Source organism: Halobaculum magnesiiphilum (assembly GCF_019823105.1).
GTDB lineage: Archaea > Halobacteriota > Halobacteria > Halobacteriales > Haloferacaceae > Halobaculum > Halobaculum magnesiiphilum.
Genome location: NZ_CP081958.1, coordinates 202,218 through 221,171 on the forward strand (window position 1 = coordinate 202,218; position 18,954 = coordinate 221,171).

Below are 18,954 nucleotides of genomic sequence, written 5' to 3' on the forward strand. Positions count from 1 at the left end.
CTCGATCACTTGATCTATTGATCCCCACGCAGGAGTACCCGTCGCCGAACGCGGCAGTCGATCCCGGCTAACCGTGGATCGTCGTGGATGATCGTGGATCGTCGCCGAGTGTCGTGGTCTGAACGTTGGATGTTCGGGGTGGCCCGAGGGAACAGCGTCGCCCCGAGATCCGGTGTCGGGGGTATCGAAACCCTTACTCGCGGTCCGCGGCACCCATCGCACATGACAGCGACGGACGAGGGCGACGCGTCGGCCGCCGACGCGGACGCCGTCGATCCCGACGAGGTCCGCCACGTCGCCGATCTCGCCCGGGTCGACCTCGACGACGAGGAGGCAGCGGCGTTCGCCGAGCAGTTCGCGGACGTGCTCGACTACTTCGCGGCGCTCGACGAGGTGCCCGAGGTCGCGGACGACCCCGACCTGGTGAACGTGATGCGCGCCGACGAGGTGCGCGAGGGCCTCTCCCAGGAGGAGGCGCTGGCGAACGCGCCCGACTCGGAGGCGGGCTTCTTCAAGGGGCCGAAGGTCTCATGAGCGCCGACGACGCCCCCGACGGCGACGCGGCGGGCGACCTGAACGCGTTCCTCACCCGCGAGACCGTCGAGGGCGACGCCGACGGGCCGCTCGCGGGCAGGACGGTCGCGGTGAAGGACAACATCTCCACCGAGGGGATCCCCACGACCTGCGGCTCGGCGATGCTCGCTGACTACGTGCCGCCGTACGACGCCACGGTCGTCGAGCGCCTCCGCGACGCCGGCGCGACCATCGTCGGCAAAACGAACATGGACGAATTCGGGATGGGCGGCACCACCGAGACCTCGGCGTTCGGACCGACGAAGAACCCCGTCGACCCCGAGCGCGTCCCCGGCGGCTCCTCGGGCGGCTCGGCGGCGGCCGTCGCCGCCGGCGAGGCGGATCTGGCGCTCGGCTCCGACACGGGCGGCTCCGTTCGCAACCCCGCCGCGTTCTGCGGCGTCGTCGGGATCAAGCCGACGTACGGGCTCGTCTCGCGGTACGGCCTCGTCGCGTACGCCAACTCGCTGGAGCAGATCGGTCCGTTCGCTCGCACCGTCGAGGACGCGGCCGCGCTCCTGGACGCGATCGCTGGCCCCGACGAACACGACGCGACGACGCGCTACGACGCCGCCGAGGGCGGCGCGGCCGACGCGCCCGGCGTTCCGGACGACACCCACCCCGCGGACGCGACCGAGTACGCCGCCGCCGCCGACGGCGACGTGGACGGCATGACCGTCGGCGTCCCGACCGAGCTGGTCGAGGGCGCCGACGACGAGGTCGTCGCGGTGTTCGAGGACGCGCTCGCGGACCTGGAAGCGAAGGGCGTCGAGACCGTCGAGGTGTCGCTCCCCTCCGTCGAGCACGCGGTGCAGGCGTACTACGTCATCGCGATGTCGGAGGCGTCCTCGAACCTCGCGCGCTTCGACGGCGTCCGCTACGGCGTCGACGGCGGCGAGGGCAACTGGAACGAGTCGTTCGCCCGGTCGCGCGAGGAGGGCTTCGGCGACGAGGTGAAACGGCGGATCCTGCTCGGGACGTACGCGCTCTCGGCTGGCTACCACGACAAGTACTACAAGAAGGCCCAGGACGCCCGGGCATGGGTGAAGCGCGACTTCGACGAAGCGCTCTCGGAGGCCGACGTGCTGGCGACGCCGACGATGCCCGTTCTCCCCCCGAAGCGCGGCGAGAGCCTCGACGACCCGCTCTCGCTGTACCTCATGGACGCCAACACCGTGCCGGTGAACCTCGCGAACCTCCCGGCCATCTCGGTGCCGGCGGGCGAGGCCGACGACCTCCCCGTCGGGATGCAGTTCGTCGGCCCCGCCTTCGGCGAGGAAGCGGTCATCCGCGCCGGCAGCGCCGTCGAGGAGTAGGCTGCGCGGCCGCCGGCCAGTCGGGGAGTCGCCCCATCAGTACGCTTTTGCTCCCGAGTTTAACGCTCCAAGTATGGACGAGGCCCTCCACCGGCGACTCGGCGCCGTCGAACGTCGCCAGCGGATCGTGATCACGCTGCTGGTGATACCCTACGTGCTCGCCGCGTTGTGGTTCCTGTTCGGAACCGGCGCCGGCGGGCTCGTGTTCACGGTCGTCGGGACGTCGTTCCTCCTGCTGATCGGTACCCTGTATCTCGGATATCGCGGGCGACGGCCGTCGCGGCGGTAGCGTCGCCGCCGACCCGAACCCCTCACCGTCGCCAGTACTCCGGCGTGAAACAGACCAGCACCGGGATGATCTCCAGTCGGCCGATCCACATGAGGAAGATCATGTACAGCCTGCTCGCGTTCGTGAACGGGAGGTAACTCCCCATCGGGCCGAGCGCGCCGAACCCCGGCCCGACGTTCCCGAGCGTCGTCGCGGCGGCGCTCAGGATCTCGAGGACGGAGAAGGCAGTGTCCGCACGGACGCTGTCGAGGAACAACACCAGTGCCGAGAGGAAGAACAACGAGATGTACAGCAGCGTGAACGCGAAGATGCCGCGCACGCCGCGCTCGTCGAGCGCGCGGCCGTTGAGCCGCACCGGCCGGACGGCGTCGGGGTGGGCCGTCGTAAACAGTTCGCGCCGCAGCGACTTCGCGATGACGACCCACCGAATGATCTTGATCCCCCCGCCCGTCGACCCGGCCGAGCCGCCGAGGAACATCCCGAACAGGAGGACGTACTGCGCCGCCGGCGCCCACGTGTTGAAGTCGATGCTGGCGTACCCGGTGGTCGTCACGATCGCGAGCGACTGGAACACCGCGTGCCGGAGCGCGGGTTCGAGGTTCCCGGAGACCGCGGCCGTCACCTGCGCCAGGTAGTCGGCGTCGAAGGTGGCGTCGCCCGCGGGCACCGCGTCGACGAACCCGCCCGTGAACAACAGCCCCGCCAGGAGGACGGCGACGGCGCCCACGGCGCCGACGTACGCCCGGAACTCCACGTCGCGGAGCATCCCTCGCGGGTTCCCGGTGATCACACCCCAGAACAGCGCGAAGTTGATCCCGGCGGCCACCATGAACGGGACGATGACCCACTGCACCGCCGCGGAGAACGCCTCGATCGATCGAGCCTCCGGCGAGAACCCGCCCGTCGGCATCGTCGTCAGCCCGTGGGCGACGGCGTTGTACAGCGTCATGTTCGGGGCGAGCTCCGGCATCCCGAGCGCCGGGCCCGCGACGTGCATCCCGTACAGGAGGACGATCTCGAGGGCCGTGATGCCGGCGTAGACGCCCCACAGCACGCGGGCGGTCTCGGCGATCCGCGGCGTGAGCTTCTCGATGCCCGGGCCGGGCGCCTCGGCGTCCATGAGCTGGGCGCCGCCGACGGAGAGCTCGGGGAGGATCGCGACCGCGAGGACGACGATCCCCATCCCGCCGAGCCACTGGGTGAGCTGGCGCCACAGCATGATCCCGCGACCGTGGGTGTCGAAGGAGATGTCGCCGAGGACTGTCGCGCCCGTCGTCGTGAAGCCGGACATCGACTCGAACAGGGCGTTCACGGGGTTCGCGAGCGTCGAAGCCGGCGCGAGGGGAGCGACGATCCCGGGGACCCCGTGGGCCTCGATCAGGTACGGGACTGCCCCGACGAGCCCGACCGCCAGCCACGTGACCGCGACCATCAGGAACCCCTCGCGGGCACCCAGTTCGGGCTCGGGGTCGAGGCGTTCGAGCCCGGTGCCGACCCCCAGCGCGAGCGCGATGGTGACGAGGAACGGGGCGACCGACTCGCCGTAGTACACCGAGACGAGAAGCGGCGCCACTAGCGGCACCGAGAGGTAGCGCACGACTGTGCCGACGAGGCTCAGGCTCGCCCGGTACTCGACGCGGAGGTTCACTCTCGAATCGCGCGGTCGCGTCCGTGTTCAACGTATCGTTCTCTCGTCGACCTCCCGTCCTCGTCCTCTCGTCTTCGATCTCGCCGTTCTGCGGCGATCCATCCGGTGGCCGAGCCACCGCGCAACGGTCAAGTCGCTCGGCGAGCGATCCCGTGTATGGACACGGTACTTCACCTCGCGCCCGCCGCCCACGGCGTCGTCTACGCGCTCGTCGTCGCCCTCGGCGGGCTCGCCGGCGCCGGCCTGCTCGGGCTCGGACTCGCGGCGTTTCTTCGGCGCCGGTCGCGGTCGTACCTCCTCGTCGCGCTCGCGCTCGGCACCCTCTCGCTGCGGGCGGGGCTCGCGGGCGCGACGGCCTTCGGCCTCGTCGGCGCGGAGGCGCACCACTTCGGCGAACACCTCCTCGACGTGGTCATGGCCGGCCTCGTCGTCGCGGCGGTGTACTACGCCCGGACGATCCGGACGGAGGCGGCGTCGTGAGCGATCGCGCCACGCCGGCGACCGGGCGCCCGACCCGCGAGCGCGTCGCGGACTACGTGGTCGCCAACCCCGGACTCCACTTCAACGAGCTGGTCCGACGCCTCGATCTCGCGCCGGGGCAGGCGCAGTACCACCTCCGGCGGCTCGCGCGCGCCGACCGCGTCGTCGGCGAGCAGGTCTCCGGGCGCACGCACTACTTCGACCCCGCGCTCGACCCGCTCGAACGCCGCCGGATCGCGTTGTTCAGACGCGAGACCGCCCGCGACGCCGTAGTCGAACTCCTCGACGCCCCCGCCTCCCCCGACGCCGTCGCCGAGGCGGTCGGCGTCGCCCGCAGCACGCTCGAGCACCACCTCGACGGCCTCGTCGACGCCGGCGTCGTCGAGAAGCGCCGCGACAGCAGGGGCCGAGTGACCCTCGCACTGACCGACCCCGAGGCGACCGCCCGGTCGCTGCGCCGCATCGAGCCGTCGCTCCCCGACCGGCTGCTCGACCGGTTCACGCGGCTGGTCGACGCCCTCCTGGAGTAGCGCCACCCCCGGACTGCGGCCGCCCCGTTTTCCAGCCCGGAAGGGACACTCACCACGTGTGCCCTCCGCCGGTGTGTCGCGCGCTACCGTGTTACACGTTCTGCCGCGAGTTTAAATCCGATGAGGTGGTAGAAGCTGTCATGTTCGTAGGCCACGCGCTGGCGGCGTTCGCCCTCGTCGCGCTCGTCGCGCGACGCTTCGGCGAGCGGCCGGCGCGTGCGCTCACGTTCGGCGCCGTGGCCGCGCTGTTCGCCGCCGCACCCGACGTCGACATCGGGTACGCGCTGGTCGGCGTCGTCTCGTCGCTCGGGAGCGGCGCGGGCGCGCTGGGCCTCGCGGAGTCGTTCTGGTCCACGGGGAACCTCGTCCACCGTGCGGTGACCCACTCGCTGGTCGTCGCGCCGGTCGTCGCGCTCGCGGCCGCCGCGTGGGTGGACGGCCGCGCGAGCGCCCGCGCCGTGGCGCTCGCGCTCGTCGCGGGCCTGGTCGCGGTTACGGGGACCGTCAGCGGCGCGCTCGGGGCGGTCGTGACCGTCGCGTTCGTCGTGACCGCGCTCGCGCTGGCGGCCGGGGTTCGCCGGCGGACCGAGCTGACGCCGCGGGCGACGTTCGCGCTCGCGCTCGCCGGCCTCGCCTCACACCCCTTCGGCGACCTGTTCACCGGCGAGCCGCCGGCGTTCCTCTATCCCCTCACCACCGACGTGGTGACCGCCCGGGTGGCGCTGTCGGCGGACCCGACGCTGCACCTCCTGGGCGCGTTCGCGCTCGAACTGGCGACCGTCTGGGCGGCCGCGCTGGCGTGGAGTCACCTCCGCGCCGAACGTGACGGACGGTCGCGCCGTGCGTTCGACCTCCCGCGCCGCGTGGATCCGCTCGCGGTCGCCGGAGCCGGGTACGCCGCCGGGGTCTTCCTCATTCCGGCGCCGACGCTGGACCTCTCGTACCCGTTCGTCTTCTCGGTACTCGCGGTCGGCGCCGTCGGGGTCGCGCCGGTCCGGATCCGTCGCCGGGGGCGCGCGGCGCTCTCGCCCGAGTTCGCACGACCGGGTGCCGAACGCGCCCTGTTCACCGGGTTGGCCGCGGTGACCATCGCGTGGCTGGCCTACCTGGTCGCGTACCTCGCTGGCGTCGCCTGACCGGGCGACGGGGCGGAACCCGCGGGCGGACCGTCGGGCGCCGCGGGCCGACCGTTTTACACCCCGGCGCCGAATAGCGAGTTCCATGACGCAGTCGGGGCTCCGGACCGTCGTCGAGGACCGGCGGGCGAACGCGGTGATCGGCTGGACGGTGCTCGCGTTCCTCGCCGCCAGCGGCGGGAGCGAGCTGTTGTTCGGGCAGCAGGTGTGGGGCGCGCTCGTGTTGGCACTGGTCGCCGTCGCGCTCGTGCCGCCGGTCGCGTTCCGGAACGCGACCGCGATGCTCCCCTGGGAGGTGCTGGCGCTGGCGTCGCTGCCGGCGGTCGGGCGGACGCTGATCGTCGGGGAGACGGTCGGCGGGATCACGTTCACCGGACGGGTGACGACGTATCTCGCGGTGGCGACGGTCGCGCTCATCGTCGCCGTCGAGCTGGACGTGTTCACCCCGGTCCGGATGACGCACTCGTTCGCAGTCTTCTTCGTGACCATCGCGACGATGGCCGCGGCGGGCGTGTGGGCGGTCGTCAGGTACTTCTCCGATACGTTCCTCGGCACCCGGCACATGCTCGACGGGCGCCCCGAACACGCGATCGAGACGGCGCTCATGTGGGACTTCGTCGCGGCCACCGTCGCGGGCGTCCTCGCTGGCCTCCTGTTCGAGTACTACTTCCGGCGCCGTGCCGCGGGCACCGACAGGATCGACGTGGAGGTGACGGAGGCGTGAAGTTCCGTGACGCCCTCGGGATCTCGCCCGAGCGACAGGAGCAGGCGACCCGCGCGATGCAGGTGCTCATGGTCATGTTCCTCGGGATCGGGATCGAGCGCGGCTCGACGGGGCTGATCGTCAACGGCCTCGTCGCGCTCGGGGTGACGTTCCTCCCCGCGGCGCTGGAGCGCGAGTACGACCTCCCGATGGACGCCGGGCTGACGCTGTGGATCACCTCGGCCGTCTTCCTGCACGCGCTCGGCGTCGCCGGGATACCGGGGCTGACCGGGAACCTCTACGCCGAGGCGAGCCCGATCCCGTTCTGGGACCACGTCACCCACGCGCTGTCGGCGTCGGTCGTCGCGGCGGTCGGCTACACCGTCGCGCGGGCCATCGACGAGCACACCGAGGCGGTGTACCTCCCGTCGCGGTTCATGTTCGTGTTCATCCTGGTGTTCGTCGCCGCCTTCGGCGTGTTCTGGGAGGTGCTGGAGTTCGCCATCGGCGGGGCGGCCGCGGCCGTCGGCTCCGGGAGCGTGCTCACCCAGTACGGGCTGGAGGACACCATCTACGACCTCGTGTTCGACCTGGCGGGCGCCGTCATCGTGGCCGTCTGGGGAACGGCTCACCTCACAGACGTGGCCGAGGCGGTGACCGAGCGGATCGACCGTCGCCGCGGCACGCGCTAGCGTGGAGGGGCCGACGCGACGCCGTCGCCACGGCGAACGGTGGCGTCGCGATGCCCGGTTCGAACCCGGGGCGCGGATACTTTTTTGGGTCGCCCCGGAGAGCGAACGTGTGGAATGGTCTTCAAGAAGATCACGCTGATCGGCCGGAGCACCGAGAGTTTCGACGCCGCCACGGACGACGCGATCGACCGGGCCGAGGAGACGCTGGACGAGGTCCACTGGGTCGAGGTGGAGGAGTTCGGGGTCGAGGTCGCCTCCGTGGAGGGGCGGGAATACCAGGCTGAGGTCGAAGTCGCGTTCGAGCTGCAGGAGTGAACGGCCCCGGGGACTCAGTTCTCCCCGGACGCCGAGCCCGCGCCGTCGGCGACGCCGTCCTCTCCGGGCGCGGCGTGTGACTCGTGTGTCGCGCGCTCGTGCGAGACGGCGTCCTCCTCGCGCATCGTCACCTGCGCGACGCCGCTCGTGTCGTCGAACACGAGGTGGCTGTGCGGGTAGGCGAACTCCACGTCGATGGAGTCGTCCTCCTCGAGGATGTCCCAGACCGCGGTCTGGACCTGCGACCGGACGGTCAGCGGCTTGAACGGGTTCTTCGCCCAGTAGCGCAGGGTGAGCTCGACGCCGTGATCGCCGAAGCTGTCGATGTAACAGGTCGGCTTCGCTGGGTAGCGGGCGACGCCGATCCGGATGTCCGGCCCGCCCTCGATCACCGCCTCGCAGGAGGCGGCCGCCCGCTCGATGAGCGACCGCGCGCGGTCGATGTCCGACTCGTAGGTGACGAGGATCGCAAGCGAGAGGCGCGTGCGCTCGTCCTCGGCCGAGAGGTTCGTGATGCGCTGGTCACGGATGTAGGAGTTGGGGATCACCTCGAAGGTGTTGTCGACGGTGAACACCTTCGTGTAGCGGAGGGTGATGTCGTCGACGAACCCCCGCGTGCCGTCCGGGAGTTCGACCATGTCGCCTATCTCGAACGGCTGGTCCGCGAGCACGAACACGCCGCTGATGATCGAGCCCACGATGGGGGCGAGGACGACGGCGACGACCGCCGAGAACACCGTCACCGAGAGGACGATGCTCCCGAGCTCGACGCCGGCGGCGGAGAGGCCGGCCGCGCCGAACAGGAGGACGACGACCAGCCGGATCCCCCTGAGGACGACGTGTGCGACCGACTCGCGGGCGAACCGGCGGGCGACCGGGCGGCCGAGCAGGCGGATCGCGTAGGTGGAGACGACCGCCCCGAACGCCAGGAACAGGACGACCACGGCGATCGCGACCCCGGGAACGGCCAGCGCCGACTGATAGGCGTCGGCCAGCCCGTCCAACAGGCCCGCGACGGTCGTCGCGAGCGGTGTCGCGGTCGCGACCGCCGCCGCCGCCGTCCCCGTGTGCATACAGCGGGCGTCGGCGTCGGCGCGAAAAAACGTTCCCCCTCACGCGGTCGGGGGCGGGGACCGTCGGGCGATCGATCGACGCGTGATCCACCGACGCCGGGTCGGAACACACGATACTGGCGAAGGGTCGTACGCCCGGTACTGCTAACACCGAACCGGTCGTACCAACTGACATGACCCGTCACGCCGAACCGACGACGTTCCACGTCGCGACCGAGCGTGAGCCCGCGAGCACCGTCATCGCCGGCTTCTCTCAGTTCGGGCTCGCGGGCCTGACCGCCGTCGACTACCTCGTCGACCACCTCGGACTCGAACAGACCGGCCACATCAGGGCGGAGGGGTTGCCGACGATCACGCCGTTCGAGAACGGGCGACCGCGATACCCTACTCGCCTCTTCTCGCGCGAGGGCCTCGACGTGACCATGCTCGTGGGGGAACTGTTCGTCCCGAACTCGCTGGCGGAGCCGTTCTCGCGGGCCGTCCTCGACTGGACCGAGCGGGCGAACGTCGACGAGATCGCCGTCCTGTCCGGGGCGCCGTTCCCGCACGGCCCGGCAGAGCACCGCGCGTTCTACGTCGCTAGCGACGACTATCGGGCCGCGCACTTCCCCGACGACGACCTCGACGCCGGGCCGGCCGCCGGCGATCCCGCCGAAGCTGGCGTCGGAGGAGCTGGGGGGACGGTCGAGGCGTCGGGCGCGACTGACCCGACTGACACGGTCGGCGTATCCGACGCGGCGGAACCGGCGGAGTCGGACGGGACAACCGAATCCGAGGAACCGACGGATCCGGGGACCGTGCAGCCGATGGCGAACGGCTTCCTCGACGGGACGAACGCGGCGTTGATGGCCCGATCGATGGAGTCCGACCTCCGCGGGTGCGTGTACGTCACGCCCGTTCACCCCCAGGTGCCCGACGTCGACGCGGCGATCCGGCTCGTCGAGGCGGTCGAGACGGTGTACGGCCTGGGCGTCGACACCGGACCGCTCGAGGCGTTCGCGGACCAGGTCGGCGAACACTACCGGAGCCTCGCCGAACGGCTGGAGGAACACGCCGAGGAGGAGCAGCCGTCCGACCGGATGTACATGTAACCGACGGGGGACGGGTAGACCGCGAGCCGCCCGACCGTGGTGAACTCCCTTTCGAAAATGGGTACAACTCGGTCTTCAGTAAAACCCTTAGGGGAGGGTGCAAACAGGGAGGTATGACCGACGATCTCAGGACGACGATGGAGCGGGTCGGCGAGCGGTTCAACCTCGGGGAGTACGAGATCGACGCCTATCTCGCGGTGTTGGAACACGGCGAGCTCACGGCCTCGGAGATCGCCACCGAGACCGATATCCCGCAGCCGCGCGTGTACGACACGGTTCGAAGCCTCTCGGACCGCGGGCTGGTGGAGCTTCGGGAGTCGCGTCCGATGAAGATCGTCGCGGTGGACCCCGACGAGGCGTTCGGGGACATCCGCTCGTCGCTCTCGGAGATGGTCGACGAGCTGGAGGCGCGCTACACCGCCCCGACACGGGACACCGAGGCAGTATCGCTGGTGAAGTCCCGCTCGACGATCCTCCGGTATCTCGAGGAGGTCATCGAGTCGGCCGAGTACGAGCTAGCCGTCTCGCTGACGCCCGACCTGCTGCGGCGCTTCCGCGGGATCCTCCAGCAGCGCATCGAGGACGGCGTCGCCGTCGAACTGCTCGTGACCCCCGCGTCCCGGGCGCCCTCGCCCGGCGAGTTCGACTACGACGCCGTCGCGACAGAGGCCCGCGGTCGCCGCGGCATCACCACGCCCGTCATCGCCGTCGCCGACGGGGAATACTCGGTGTACGCCACCCAGGACGCCCTCCGGGACGACCGCGACCGCTACGGCGTCATCTTCAACCGCTCGGCGCTCGGATTCCTCGTGAGCGGGTTCTTCGGGACCGTCCTCTGGTCGACGGCCGAAACGCTCTCGGCCGACGGGGAAAGCCGGCCGTTCCCCCGCACCTACGCCTCCATCCGTCGGGCCGTGAAGGACATCCACGAGCTCGACGGCGACTTCGAGGCGGCCGTCACCGGCCGCGACGTGGAGACCGGCAACGAGATCCGCGTCGAGGGGACCGTCGTCGACTACGAGTACGACGCCTCCGAGCAGGTCGCCTCCTTCACCGTCGACGACCCCGACGGCGGCCGCGTGAGCGTCGGCGGCCTCGTCGCCGCCTTCGAGGACATCGAGGGCCAGGAGATCGAACTTCGCCGCCGGTAATCGATCGGCCCGGCCGGCCGAACGCAGCGGCGCGGGAACGGCGAAACCCGCAAGTGTGTCGGCGGTGACGTGTCACCCGATGGATCTCTCCTGGTCATCGCTGTCGGACGACATCGCCCCGTCGACCGTCCTCGTCCTCGGCTTCCTGCTGTTCGTGTTCCCGGAGCCGGCGACCTCGGCGTTCGGTGCCGGGTTGCTGTTGCTCGGAGCCGCGTGGTGGTTCTACGAGTGGGACCGGTTCTGATCCGTCGACGACGACGCCACGGCGGCCCCGGACACGCCGCCGGGCGCCCGGCGGCGCCTCAGATGTCGACCGCAAAGGGCGCGAACTCGGGCGCGCGGGCGGCCATCGCGCCGAACAGGTCCGCGACGGCGACGAGGTCGGCGGCGTCGATGACCTCCACCGACGTGTGCATGTAGCGGTTCGGGATGCCGACGTTCAGCGACGCGATCCCGCCGCGGCTGGTGAAGAACGCGTCCGCGTCGGTTCCGGTGCGGATGCCCGCCGCCTGAAGCTGGTACCCGATGTCGTCGGCCTCCGCGGCCGCCCGGGCCAACTCGACGACCCGGGGGTGGTTCGCGGAGCCGCGGGCGACGACCGGGCCGACACCAAGCTCAACCGGGCCGCGGTTGGCCTCGGTCACGTCGGGGTTGTCCGTCGCGTGAGTCACGTCGGCGGCGACGGCCACGTCCGGGTCGAGGTCGAAGCCGATCATCTCGGCGCCGTTGAGGCCGATCTCCTCTTGCACCGTCGAGACGGCGTACACCGTCGCGTCGACGTCCGCCTCGACGGCTCGACGGAGCCCCTCGGCGACGGCCCACGTCCCGACGCGGTTGTCCATCCCGCGCGCGGAGACGCGGTCGCCGTGGAGGTCGTGGACCGTCGATGAGAACGTCACGGGGTCGCCGACCTCGACGAGCTCCCGGGCCTCGGCCTGGCCCGCGGCGCCGACGTCGACGAACTGCTCGGCCACGTCCTCGATCTCGTCGTCGTCGCGGTCGCGGAGGTGGATTGCGGTCTGTCCGATCACGCCGTTCACCGGCCCGTCGGCGGCGTGGACGGTGACGTGCTGCCCCTTCGAGACGGTCCGGTCGGACCCGCCGACGCGGGTGAGCCGGAGGAAGCCGTCGTCGGTGATCCGACGGACCATGAAGCCGATCTCGTCGGCGTGGCCGGTGAACGCGATCCGGGGGCCGTCGCCGTCGCCCTCGTGGACGGCGACGGCGTTGCCGTAGGCGTCGGTCCACACGTCGTCGGCGAACCGGCTGACGTAGTCGACCCAGACGCGCTGGCCGTCGGTCTCGAAGCCGGAGGGCGACGGCGTGGCGAGCAGGTCGTCGAGGAACGCTCTGCGGGAGGAGTCCATACCCGGGTTCCGCATCCGGGCCCAAATGAAGCCGCCGGTCGGCGCCCGCGGGCCGCGAGACGCGACCGCGGACCCGGTCGCGCGCCGGCGCCGGCCGCCGGCGAGATGACACGATCCAAACCGATAACAGGTCGCCGAACGATCCGTCGGACATGGCGGACATCACGCTGTTCGAGTTGCACTTTCACGACGGGATCGACGTCGGGCCCTCCTCGATCGGGGGCGGAACGGACTCCGACGCGGCGGAGGCACTCGACGCGGGCGAGGCGGACGACGAGGACGAGTCGTCCGGGTCGGGCGTCGGGAAGGCCGTCGGTATCCTCGTGGCGGTGGCGCTGCTCGTCGGCCTCGCGGTCGGCGCGAAGAAACTGTTGAGCGACGACCTCGAACCGATCGAGGAGCTCGAGGACCTGGACGAGGAGGCCTGAGTCGGCTCATCCAGCCGCAGGCGCGGATCAGTCGCATCGGACACCGACGCGGGTCAATCGCAGCGGACGCCGACGAGAGTCAGCCGTCGAGCACGCCGACGCGGTCGGCGGCGTAGCCGAACAGGTCGGCGTAGCCGTACGGCGACATCAGCGCCGGATAGAAGGACGTGTCGGCGGTGAACACCTCGCCGTCGGCGGCGGCGAAGCGCTCGCCGACGGCCACCTCGGTGAAGTTCTCGACGAACACCTCGTACTCGTCGGCCGCCGGCTTCGGCACGGGGTCGACGAGTTCGAACACCTCCACGTGCGCCGCCGTGCCGCCGTCGGAGGCGGCGTCGGCCTCGGCGTCGGACTCGGATTCTCGATCGGTAACGCCGCTCGGCGCGGGCGCCGCCGGCGTCGCCTCCGGCAGCGCCCCCGTCGCGGCGAGGAACCCGCGAACCAGCCGGTAGGCGTTCTCGGCGGCCTCGTCGGTACCCTGGAGCCCGCACTCGACCTCGATCGTGTGGGGGTGCCGGATGAGTCGTCCCTCCGCGAGCCCCTCCGTCTGCAGCAGCTTCGTCACCGAAAGGTGGGGAACGATGGCGCGGGCGATCTCGTCGACCGTCTCGGCGACGGCGAACGGCTCGGCCGTCGACTGCGTCGAGTGGAGCGCGAGCGCCGTACAGCCCTCCAGTTCGGCCATGAGGTGGTGGGCCAACTGCGACTCGTGGGTGTCACCGTTCGGGTCGCCGGGGAACGCGCGGTTCAGGTCCTCCTCGGTGTAGCGAACGCCCGCCTCCAGCGCCTTCTCGTTCGCGACGATCAGCTTCACCGGGCGCTCCACGTCGGGGTCGGCGGCGAGCAGTCTCTCGACGGCCCGCGGTCCGCAGGGCTCGTCGCCGTGGATCCCGGCGACGACGGCCACCTCGGGGACGCCCGTCCCCAGTTGGCGAATTCGCATATACCCGATCTCCGCCCGGTACGCATTTGAGGAACGCGGTTCCGGGCGCGTCCTGTCCGCGATCGGACCGGTCCGGAAAGTGTCCATTGACAACAGTTAACATACGAGGCGACGAACATCTTCGCGACAATGAGCGAGCCAACCGAGATCGCGGGCGGGGAGTCGACGGTGATCGAGTCGGGGTCGGAGCTCGCGATACCGATCACCGTCAGGGTGCTCGGGGTCGGGATGCTCGGCGGGCTGCTCGGGATGGTCACGATGATCCCGGTACTGGTCGGGGTCCCGGCGGCGCTGGGGCTGTTCCGTCCCGACCCGATCGCGGAGTTCGTCCCCCTGACGGAGCTGTTCGGCATCGAGCCGACGCTCGCGCTCGGCCTCGCGCTGTTCGCCGCCATGGGAACCGTGCTGCTGCCGATGGTGTTCCTCGTCGTCGGCGCGTACCTCCCGCCGGAGGGGCCGCGGTACCTCCGCGGCGTGACGTTCGCGACGATCTTCTGGACCGGGTTCGTCCCCGCGTTCATGCCGGAGGGGCCGGCCCTCGTCGCCGGGACGTTCCTGGTCGTCTCGCTGGTCGCCCATTGGGTGTACGGAGCCGTCCTCGCCGGCGTGCTCGACCGGACGGTCGGGATCCCACAACACGAGGTCTGACTTCGCTGGCGACGTTGCGAACGCGAGCGAACCGAAGCCAAAAAGGGGGGCAAACCGGGGTGCGATCGGCGATAGTTCTATCAATACTTGCCGTAATTGGTAGTGTGGCATGATACCGTGTGACGCTGCGGCAGTCCACGCCGTGCTCCTCCACACGGGCGGGAGCGGACTCGTCCCCCGAGGTACGAGGGCCCAGGTGTTCAACCGGATCTTCGAGGTGTTCCTGATTCTCGGGGTGGCGGTGGGCGTCGTCGTGCTCGGCTACATGGGGCTGAAGGCGTACCAGTACCGGCGCGGCGCCGACCACGACCACGACGACGTCGAGCGGCCGCAACTGGGAGAACTCCCGAAGGGAAGCGAGGGGGGCGGGAAGCTGTTCGTCTCCTTCGGCATGAGCGCGGTCATCGTCGTCTCGCTCATCTCCTGGACGTACCTCACGCTGCTGTACGTCGAGGACCCCGGGTCGACCGCGGCCGACCCCGAGGCGATCGAGGTCGAGGTCGTCGGCGGGCAGTTCTCCTGGACGTTCATCTATCCGAACGGTCACGAGAGCGACGTGTTGCGCGCGCCGACCGACACCGACGTTCACCTCGTGGTCAGCTCGCGGGACGTGTTCCACAACTTCGGGATACCGGAGTTGCGGGTGAAATCCGACGCCATTCCGGGTCAGACCACCGAGACCTGGTTCGTCGCCGACGAGCCGGGCAGGTATCAGGCCCACTGCTACGAGCTGTGCGGGTCGGGCCACTCCTACATGGACGCGCAGGTGGTGATCATGGAGGAGGACGCGTTCGAGGCGTGGTACGCGAACACGTCGGCGCCGAACGGATCCGCCGGTGACGGCGGGGCCGAGACGAACGCGAGCGTCTCGACGACGATCGACCGGGTCGCCGCGCCGGCGGGGGTGGGCGCGTGAGCGCTCCCGACGACCCGGCGAGCGTCCTCGCGACGCCGGATCTCCCGGACGCGAAGACGCTGAAGCGGTGGTTCGTCACGACGAACCACAAGGACATCGGGCTGTTGTACCTCGGCACGTCGCTGTTCTTCCTCGTGTTCGGCGGAGTCCTCGCGCTGTTGATGCGGAGCCAGATGTGGGTGTCGCGCGCGCCGGGGGAGGGGATCCTCGGGCCGGTCGCGTACAACCAGGCGGTATCCGCCCACGGCCTGCTGATGGTGTTCTGGTTCCTCTCGCCGTTCGCGTTCGGCTTCGCGAACTACATCGTCCCCCTCCAGATCGGCGCGAAGGACCTGGCGTTCCCCCGCCTGAACGCCCTGAGCTACTGGCTGTACCTGTTCTCCGGGCTGCTGTTCGGCGTATCGTTTTTCCAGGGGACGTCGTTCTCGGGCGGGTGGACCATGTACGCGCCGCTGAGCGTGCCCACGTTCCTCCCGAGCGTCGGTGCGACGGCGACGATCCTCGCGCTGGTGTTGTTCACCGCCTCGGTGACGGTCGGGTCGGTGAACTTCATCACCACCATCCATCGGATGCGCGCGAAGGGGCTCTCGCTGTGGAACATGCCGCTGTTCTCGTGGACGATCCTCCTCACCGTCTGGATGATGCTGTTCGCGTTCGCCGCGCTGTTGGCGGCGCTGCTCATCCTCTCGTCGGATCGCATCCTCGGGACGACCTACTTCGCCCAGACCAGTCCCGGCGGGTCGCTGCTGTGGACCCACCTGTTCTGGTTCTTCGGCCACCCGGAGGTGTACATCGTGTTCTTCCCCGCGCTGGGGATCATGGCCGAGACGTTCCAGACGTTCACGGGTCGGCGGATCGTCGGCCGCAAGTGGTTCATCGCCTCGATGATCCTGGTCGCGCTGCAGAGCTTCTTCGTGTGGATGCACCACATGTTCCTCACGAGCATCTCGCTGAACGCCAAAACGGTGTTCATGGCGACGACCATCGGCATCTCGTTGCCGTTCGACCTGATGGTGTTCGCGCTCATCTACACGATGAAGAAGGGCGACATCCGCTTTTCCACGCCGTTCCTGTTCAACTTCGGCGCGCTCGTGTTGTTCATCCTCGGGGGGATCACCGGCGTGTTCCTCGGGGCGGTCGTCCTCGACTACGAGTTCCGCGGCACCTACTGGGTCGTCGCACACTTCCACTACGTGATGGTGGGCGGCGTCACCGCGCTCGTGGGCGGGCTCTACTACTGGTTCCCGAAGCTCACCGGCCGGATGTACGACGAGTTCCTCGGGAAGGTCCACTTCGTGATGTACTTCGTGGGCTTCAACCTGCTCTACTTCCCGATGTTCATCGCCTGGGAGACGCCCCGCCGGGTGTTCGCCTACCAGACTGAGCTGGAGCCGTGGCACCAGATCGCGACGGTCGGGGGGTTCCTGCTCGGCTCGTCGTTCCTCGTGATGTTCTACAACCTCTACCGGAGCGCGTGGGACGGCGAGGAGGCGTCCGCCCGGCCGTGGGAGTACGCAAGCACCGCCGAGTGGACGGTGCCGTCGCCGCCGCCGCTGGAGAACTTCCCGGGGTACCCCGACTACACGTCCGGCGAACTCGAGTTCCGCGACGAGGAGGAGGTCCACGCGGAGACGGCCGGCGGCGACGCCCACGGCGCCACGGCCGCCGCCGACGGCGGAACCGCGGCGTCCGACGGCGGAACCGCGGCGTCCGACGGCGGGGCGGTCGTGACCCGCGAGGGTGCAACGCCGCCGGCGACGCCCGTCGAGACGGAACACGACGGCCACGTGAGCCACGCGAGCGTCTGGCCGGTGATCGTCTCGCTGGGCGCGTTCCTCACCCTGCTGGGCGCCTCGGGGATCAGCGAGGGGTCGTTCGTCGACGGGATGGCCGGGGACGTGTACCTCGGCTTCCTCGTGGCGGGCGGCATCGTCACGGTGAGTTCGCTCGTGGCGATGACGATGGAGCCGTTCGACGGGCCCGTGGTCGAGTGGGCCGCCCAGTGGCCCTTCGGCGACGTGGAGAACACGAAGCTCGGGATGTGGGTGTTCCTCGCCTCGGACGTGGTGCTGTTCGGCGCGTTCATCGGCGCGTACGCGTTCGTCCGGGTCGCGTACGGCTGGGAGTCGTGGCACCACCTGATCCCGGCCGCGCACGTCCCGCTCCCGGGGCTGATCAACACCTACCTCCTGCTCACGAGCAGTTTCACCGTCGTGATCGCGATGGTCGCCGCGCAGCGGCGCAAGCAACTGTGGGTGGTCGGGAGCCTCTCGGCCACCTTCCTGCTCGGGGTCGGGTTCCTGATAAACAAGGCGATGGAGTGGAGCCACCTGTTCCATGTCCACGAGGCCGGCTTCCCCGACGGGTGGGGGCTGTCGACGAACATCGCGTCGTCGACGTTCTACCTCACCACCGGCCTCCACGGCGCGCACGTCGCCGTCGGCCTCCTGATCACGCTGTACATGATCGTTCGCGCCGCCCGCGGCGCGTACCTCGGGGAGGAGGAGCCCATCGAGTACTTCGGGCTCTACTGGCACTTCGTGGACGTGGTGTGGCTGTTCCTGTTCCCGCTGTTCTACATCGTGTGAGGTGACCAGAACATGACATCACTCAAACTATACACGGCGATATACGTGGTCCTGTTCGTCATCGCGACGGCGCAGGTGGCCGTCGAGCGCGCCGGCTTCCTGGACTCGATGTACTGGACCGCGTTCGTGGCGATACTGGTGCTGTCGACGGTGAAGGCACTGTTCGTCGTCGGCTACTACCAGCACCTCAAGTACGAGCCCCGCGCGGTGACGCTGGTGGTGCTGGCCGGGCTAGTCGGCGCGCTCGCGCTGACGTTCGCCGCGGCCTACTCGATCATCTGAGCATCCGAGCGCGGTCGTCGAACCCCGCGTCGACGACCGCGCGACACACCACCCACTCCTCAGGACCGGCCGAATCGACTCGGATCCACGACCAGCAGCGCGACCGCCAGCAGGAACGCCGCCGTCGACACCTCGACGGAGGCGGCGTACAAAGCGCCGAGGGCGGCCGACGACCCGCCGGTGACGCCCGCGACCAGCGAGAGGACGACCGAGAAGCCGCAGCTCACACAGGAGGCGAGCCCCACGACGCCCGACAGCGCCGCCGCCGTCGCCGACAGCAGCCGGGCGTACACGAGATACGACAGCGCGAGGTACCCGATCAGCCGGTACGGGACGAGCGTGAACGAGAACAGCGTCCCCGCGAAGCGGACGACCGGGCCCCAGCCGGGGGAGGCCATCCCCACGTCGATCCACCCGAGCGGACCGCCCGTGCCGCCGCCGAGGAGCCCGGTCACGGCCAGCAGGACGAGGAAGTAGCCGACGGCGGCGACGCCCGCGGCGACACGGCGGCGACGCGGCGCCGGCGGGGCGTCGACGCGGACGAGCGCCCAGAGGCCGGCGTTGATCCAGACGAACGGTGCGAGGACGTAGCCGAGCCGGATCACCGTCGCGTCGGTGAGCCCGAAGTACGCGAGAAGCAGCGCGGCCTCGACGCAGAGGAGGACCGCCCACCGCAGGGCGGTCTCCCGGTCGCCGCGGTCCGACAGCGCGCTCCGGAGCCGCGACGCGCCCGCCGCCGCGTGTCCCCGCCCGTCGGCGGGGGAGCCCCCGTCACCGGACACCGT

The 18,954-nt window shown here is 70.2% G+C and carries 22 protein-coding genes; 17 read left to right on the top strand and 5 right to left on the bottom strand.

What is annotated here, in order from left to right; translation table 11 throughout:
- Positions 1–222: 222 nt before the first annotated feature.
- The 3 genes from gatC (at position 223) to K6T50_RS01110 (ending at position 2,178) form a co-directional block, all read left to right on the top strand.
- A complete protein-coding gene (gatC, locus tag K6T50_RS01100; protein ID WP_222607616.1) occupies positions 223–534 on the top strand; it encodes an Asp-tRNA(Asn)/Glu-tRNA(Gln) amidotransferase subunit GatC in 312 nt (103 codons plus the stop codon).
- On the top strand, positions 531–1,889 hold the full coding sequence (gatA, locus tag K6T50_RS01105; protein ID WP_222607617.1) for an Asp-tRNA(Asn)/Glu-tRNA(Gln) amidotransferase subunit GatA: 1,359 nt from the start codon (positions 531–533) through the stop codon (positions 1,887–1,889). Before gatC ends, gatA begins: the two co-directional genes overlap by 4 nt.
- A 73-nt stretch (positions 1,890–1,962) precedes the next feature.
- The gene (locus K6T50_RS01110; RefSeq protein ID WP_222607618.1) at positions 1,963–2,178 is read left to right on the top strand and encodes a hypothetical protein; all 216 of its coding nucleotides are present in this window, start codon (positions 1,963–1,965) and stop codon (positions 2,176–2,178) included.
- A gap of 22 nt (positions 2,179–2,200) precedes the next feature.
- Here K6T50_RS01110 and K6T50_RS01115 read toward each other — a convergent pair whose 3' ends face one another.
- Positions 2,201–3,826 carry a TrkH family potassium uptake protein gene (locus tag K6T50_RS01115; RefSeq protein ID WP_222607619.1) on the bottom strand — a complete coding sequence of 542 codons (1,626 nt, stop codon included), beginning with the start codon at positions 3,824–3,826 and terminating at the stop codon, positions 2,201–2,203.
- 156 nt (positions 3,827–3,982) lie between these two features.
- On the opposite strand from K6T50_RS01115, the gene K6T50_RS01120 reads away from it, so the two are divergent.
- The 6 genes from K6T50_RS01120 to K6T50_RS01145 all read left to right on the top strand — a co-directional run bounded on the left by K6T50_RS01120 (position 3,983) and on the right by K6T50_RS01145 (position 7,682).
- Positions 3,983–4,306, top strand: a complete 324-nt coding sequence (locus tag K6T50_RS01120; protein WP_222607620.1) for a DUF7471 family protein — start codon at positions 3,983–3,985, stop codon at positions 4,304–4,306.
- Complete coding sequence (locus K6T50_RS01125) at positions 4,303–4,836, top strand: winged helix-turn-helix transcriptional regulator (RefSeq protein WP_222607621.1); 534 nt, start codon at positions 4,303–4,305, stop codon at positions 4,834–4,836. The genes K6T50_RS01120 and K6T50_RS01125 overlap by 4 nt, the downstream gene beginning before the upstream one ends.
- Before the next feature lie 140 nt (positions 4,837–4,976).
- Positions 4,977–5,972: a metal-dependent hydrolase gene (locus K6T50_RS01130; protein ID WP_222607622.1), complete on the top strand. Its 996-nt coding sequence runs from the start codon at positions 4,977–4,979 to the stop codon at positions 5,970–5,972.
- Between the two features lie 85 nt (positions 5,973–6,057).
- Positions 6,058–6,696, top strand: coding sequence for a hypothetical protein (locus tag K6T50_RS01135; RefSeq protein WP_222607623.1), 639 nt, complete (start codon positions 6,058–6,060; stop codon positions 6,694–6,696).
- On the top strand, positions 6,693–7,367 hold the full coding sequence (locus K6T50_RS01140; RefSeq protein ID WP_425601393.1) for a DUF2238 domain-containing protein: 675 nt from the start codon (positions 6,693–6,695) through the stop codon (positions 7,365–7,367). Before K6T50_RS01135 ends, K6T50_RS01140 begins: the two co-directional genes overlap by 4 nt.
- 114 nt (positions 7,368–7,481) lie before the next feature.
- Positions 7,482–7,682 carry a dodecin gene (locus K6T50_RS01145; RefSeq protein WP_222607624.1) on the top strand — a complete coding sequence of 67 codons (201 nt, stop codon included), beginning with the start codon at positions 7,482–7,484 and terminating at the stop codon, positions 7,680–7,682.
- A 14-nt stretch (positions 7,683–7,696) separates the two neighbouring features.
- On the opposite strand, the gene K6T50_RS01150 is transcribed toward K6T50_RS01145, so the two are convergent.
- Positions 7,697–8,755, bottom strand: coding sequence for a mechanosensitive ion channel family protein (locus K6T50_RS01150; RefSeq protein WP_222607625.1), 1,059 nt, complete (start codon positions 8,753–8,755; stop codon positions 7,697–7,699).
- Between the two features lie 173 nt (positions 8,756–8,928).
- Between K6T50_RS01150 and K6T50_RS01155 the strand changes: the two genes are divergently transcribed.
- From K6T50_RS01155 to K6T50_RS01165, 3 genes are all read left to right on the top strand, one after another.
- Entirely contained in the window at positions 8,929–9,846 is a 918-nt protein-coding gene (locus K6T50_RS01155) for a proteasome assembly chaperone family protein (RefSeq protein ID WP_222607626.1), read from the top strand.
- A 113-nt stretch (positions 9,847–9,959) separates the two neighbouring features.
- Positions 9,960–10,997, top strand: a complete 1,038-nt coding sequence (gene trmB, locus K6T50_RS01160) for an HTH-type sugar sensing transcriptional regulator TrmB (RefSeq protein WP_222607627.1) — start codon at positions 9,960–9,962, stop codon at positions 10,995–10,997.
- A gap of 79 nt (positions 10,998–11,076) precedes the next feature.
- On the top strand, positions 11,077–11,241 hold the full coding sequence (locus tag K6T50_RS01165; protein ID WP_222607628.1) for a hypothetical protein: 165 nt from the start codon (positions 11,077–11,079) through the stop codon (positions 11,239–11,241).
- A gap of 58 nt (positions 11,242–11,299) precedes the next feature.
- Here the strand turns inward: K6T50_RS01165 and K6T50_RS01170 are convergent, their stop codons facing one another.
- Positions 11,300–12,364 carry a zinc-binding metallopeptidase family protein gene (locus tag K6T50_RS01170; protein ID WP_222607629.1) on the bottom strand — a complete coding sequence of 355 codons (1,065 nt, stop codon included), beginning with the start codon at positions 12,362–12,364 and terminating at the stop codon, positions 11,300–11,302.
- Between the two features lie 152 nt (positions 12,365–12,516).
- Between K6T50_RS01170 and K6T50_RS01175 the strand changes: the two genes are divergently transcribed.
- Positions 12,517–12,792, top strand: a complete 276-nt coding sequence (locus tag K6T50_RS01175) for a hypothetical protein (protein WP_222607630.1) — start codon at positions 12,517–12,519, stop codon at positions 12,790–12,792.
- A gap of 79 nt (positions 12,793–12,871) precedes the next feature.
- Here K6T50_RS01175 and K6T50_RS01180 read toward each other — a convergent pair whose 3' ends face one another.
- Positions 12,872–13,735 (bottom strand): M14 family metallopeptidase, encoded by an 864-nt coding sequence (locus tag K6T50_RS01180; RefSeq protein WP_222607631.1) that lies wholly within the window; start codon positions 13,733–13,735, stop codon positions 12,872–12,874.
- 129 nt (positions 13,736–13,864) lie between these two features.
- Between K6T50_RS01180 and K6T50_RS01185 the strand changes: the two genes are divergently transcribed.
- The 4 genes from K6T50_RS01185 to K6T50_RS01200 all read left to right on the top strand — a co-directional run bounded on the left by K6T50_RS01185 (position 13,865) and on the right by K6T50_RS01200 (position 18,169).
- A complete protein-coding gene (locus K6T50_RS01185) occupies positions 13,865–14,383 on the top strand; it encodes a DUF6789 family protein (RefSeq protein WP_225935346.1) in 519 nt (172 codons plus the stop codon).
- Positions 14,384–14,492: 109 nt separating this feature from the next.
- Positions 14,493–15,299 (top strand): cytochrome c oxidase subunit II, encoded by an 807-nt coding sequence (coxB, locus tag K6T50_RS01190; protein WP_222607632.1) that lies wholly within the window; start codon positions 14,493–14,495, stop codon positions 15,297–15,299.
- Positions 15,296–17,887, top strand: a complete 2,592-nt coding sequence (locus K6T50_RS01195) for a cbb3-type cytochrome c oxidase subunit I (RefSeq protein ID WP_222607633.1) — start codon at positions 15,296–15,298, stop codon at positions 17,885–17,887. Before coxB ends, K6T50_RS01195 begins: the two co-directional genes overlap by 4 nt.
- Before the next feature lie 12 nt (positions 17,888–17,899).
- Complete coding sequence (locus K6T50_RS01200; protein ID WP_222607634.1) at positions 17,900–18,169, top strand: cytochrome C oxidase subunit IV family protein; 270 nt, start codon at positions 17,900–17,902, stop codon at positions 18,167–18,169.
- A 59-nt stretch (positions 18,170–18,228) separates the two neighbouring features.
- Here K6T50_RS01200 and K6T50_RS01205 read toward each other — a convergent pair whose 3' ends face one another.
- A complete protein-coding gene (locus K6T50_RS01205; RefSeq protein ID WP_222607635.1) occupies positions 18,229–18,951 on the bottom strand; it encodes a DUF7546 family protein in 723 nt (240 codons plus the stop codon).
- Positions 18,952–18,954 lie beyond the last annotated feature (3 nt).

What these genes read in the sequence shown, in the direction of transcription:
- gatC (WP_222607616.1), top strand. Translation starts at nt 223, where the DNA reads ATGACAGCGACGGACGAGGGCGACGCGTCGGCCGCCGACGCGGACGCC.
- gatA (WP_222607617.1), top strand. Translation starts at nt 531, where the DNA reads ATGAGCGCCGACGACGCCCCCGACGGCGACGCGGCGGGCGACCTGAAC.
- K6T50_RS01110 (WP_222607618.1), top strand. Translation starts at nt 1,963, where the DNA reads ATGGACGAGGCCCTCCACCGGCGACTCGGCGCCGTCGAACGTCGCCAG.
- K6T50_RS01120 (WP_222607620.1), top strand. Translation starts at nt 3,983, where the DNA reads ATGGACACGGTACTTCACCTCGCGCCCGCCGCCCACGGCGTCGTCTAC.
- K6T50_RS01130 (WP_222607622.1), top strand. Translation starts at nt 4,977, where the DNA reads ATGTTCGTAGGCCACGCGCTGGCGGCGTTCGCCCTCGTCGCGCTCGTC.
- K6T50_RS01135 (WP_222607623.1), top strand. Translation starts at nt 6,058, where the DNA reads ATGACGCAGTCGGGGCTCCGGACCGTCGTCGAGGACCGGCGGGCGAAC.
- K6T50_RS01145 (WP_222607624.1), top strand. Translation starts at nt 7,482, where the DNA reads ATGGTCTTCAAGAAGATCACGCTGATCGGCCGGAGCACCGAGAGTTTC.
- K6T50_RS01150 (WP_222607625.1), bottom strand. Translation starts at nt 8,755, where the DNA reads ATGCACACGGGGACGGCGGCGGCGGCGGTCGCGACCGCGACACCGCTC.
- K6T50_RS01155 (WP_222607626.1), top strand. Translation starts at nt 8,929, where the DNA reads ATGACCCGTCACGCCGAACCGACGACGTTCCACGTCGCGACCGAGCGT.
- trmB (WP_222607627.1), top strand. Translation starts at nt 9,960, where the DNA reads ATGACCGACGATCTCAGGACGACGATGGAGCGGGTCGGCGAGCGGTTC.
- K6T50_RS01165 (WP_222607628.1), top strand. Translation starts at nt 11,077, where the DNA reads ATGGATCTCTCCTGGTCATCGCTGTCGGACGACATCGCCCCGTCGACC.
- K6T50_RS01170 (WP_222607629.1), bottom strand. Translation starts at nt 12,364, where the DNA reads ATGGACTCCTCCCGCAGAGCGTTCCTCGACGACCTGCTCGCCACGCCG.
- K6T50_RS01175 (WP_222607630.1), top strand. Translation starts at nt 12,517, where the DNA reads ATGGCGGACATCACGCTGTTCGAGTTGCACTTTCACGACGGGATCGAC.
- K6T50_RS01180 (WP_222607631.1), bottom strand. Translation starts at nt 13,735, where the DNA reads ATGCGAATTCGCCAACTGGGGACGGGCGTCCCCGAGGTGGCCGTCGTC.
- K6T50_RS01185 (WP_225935346.1), top strand. Translation starts at nt 13,865, where the DNA reads ATGAGCGAGCCAACCGAGATCGCGGGCGGGGAGTCGACGGTGATCGAG.
- coxB (WP_222607632.1), top strand. Translation starts at nt 14,493, where the DNA reads ATGATACCGTGTGACGCTGCGGCAGTCCACGCCGTGCTCCTCCACACG.
- K6T50_RS01200 (WP_222607634.1), top strand. Translation starts at nt 17,900, where the DNA reads ATGACATCACTCAAACTATACACGGCGATATACGTGGTCCTGTTCGTC.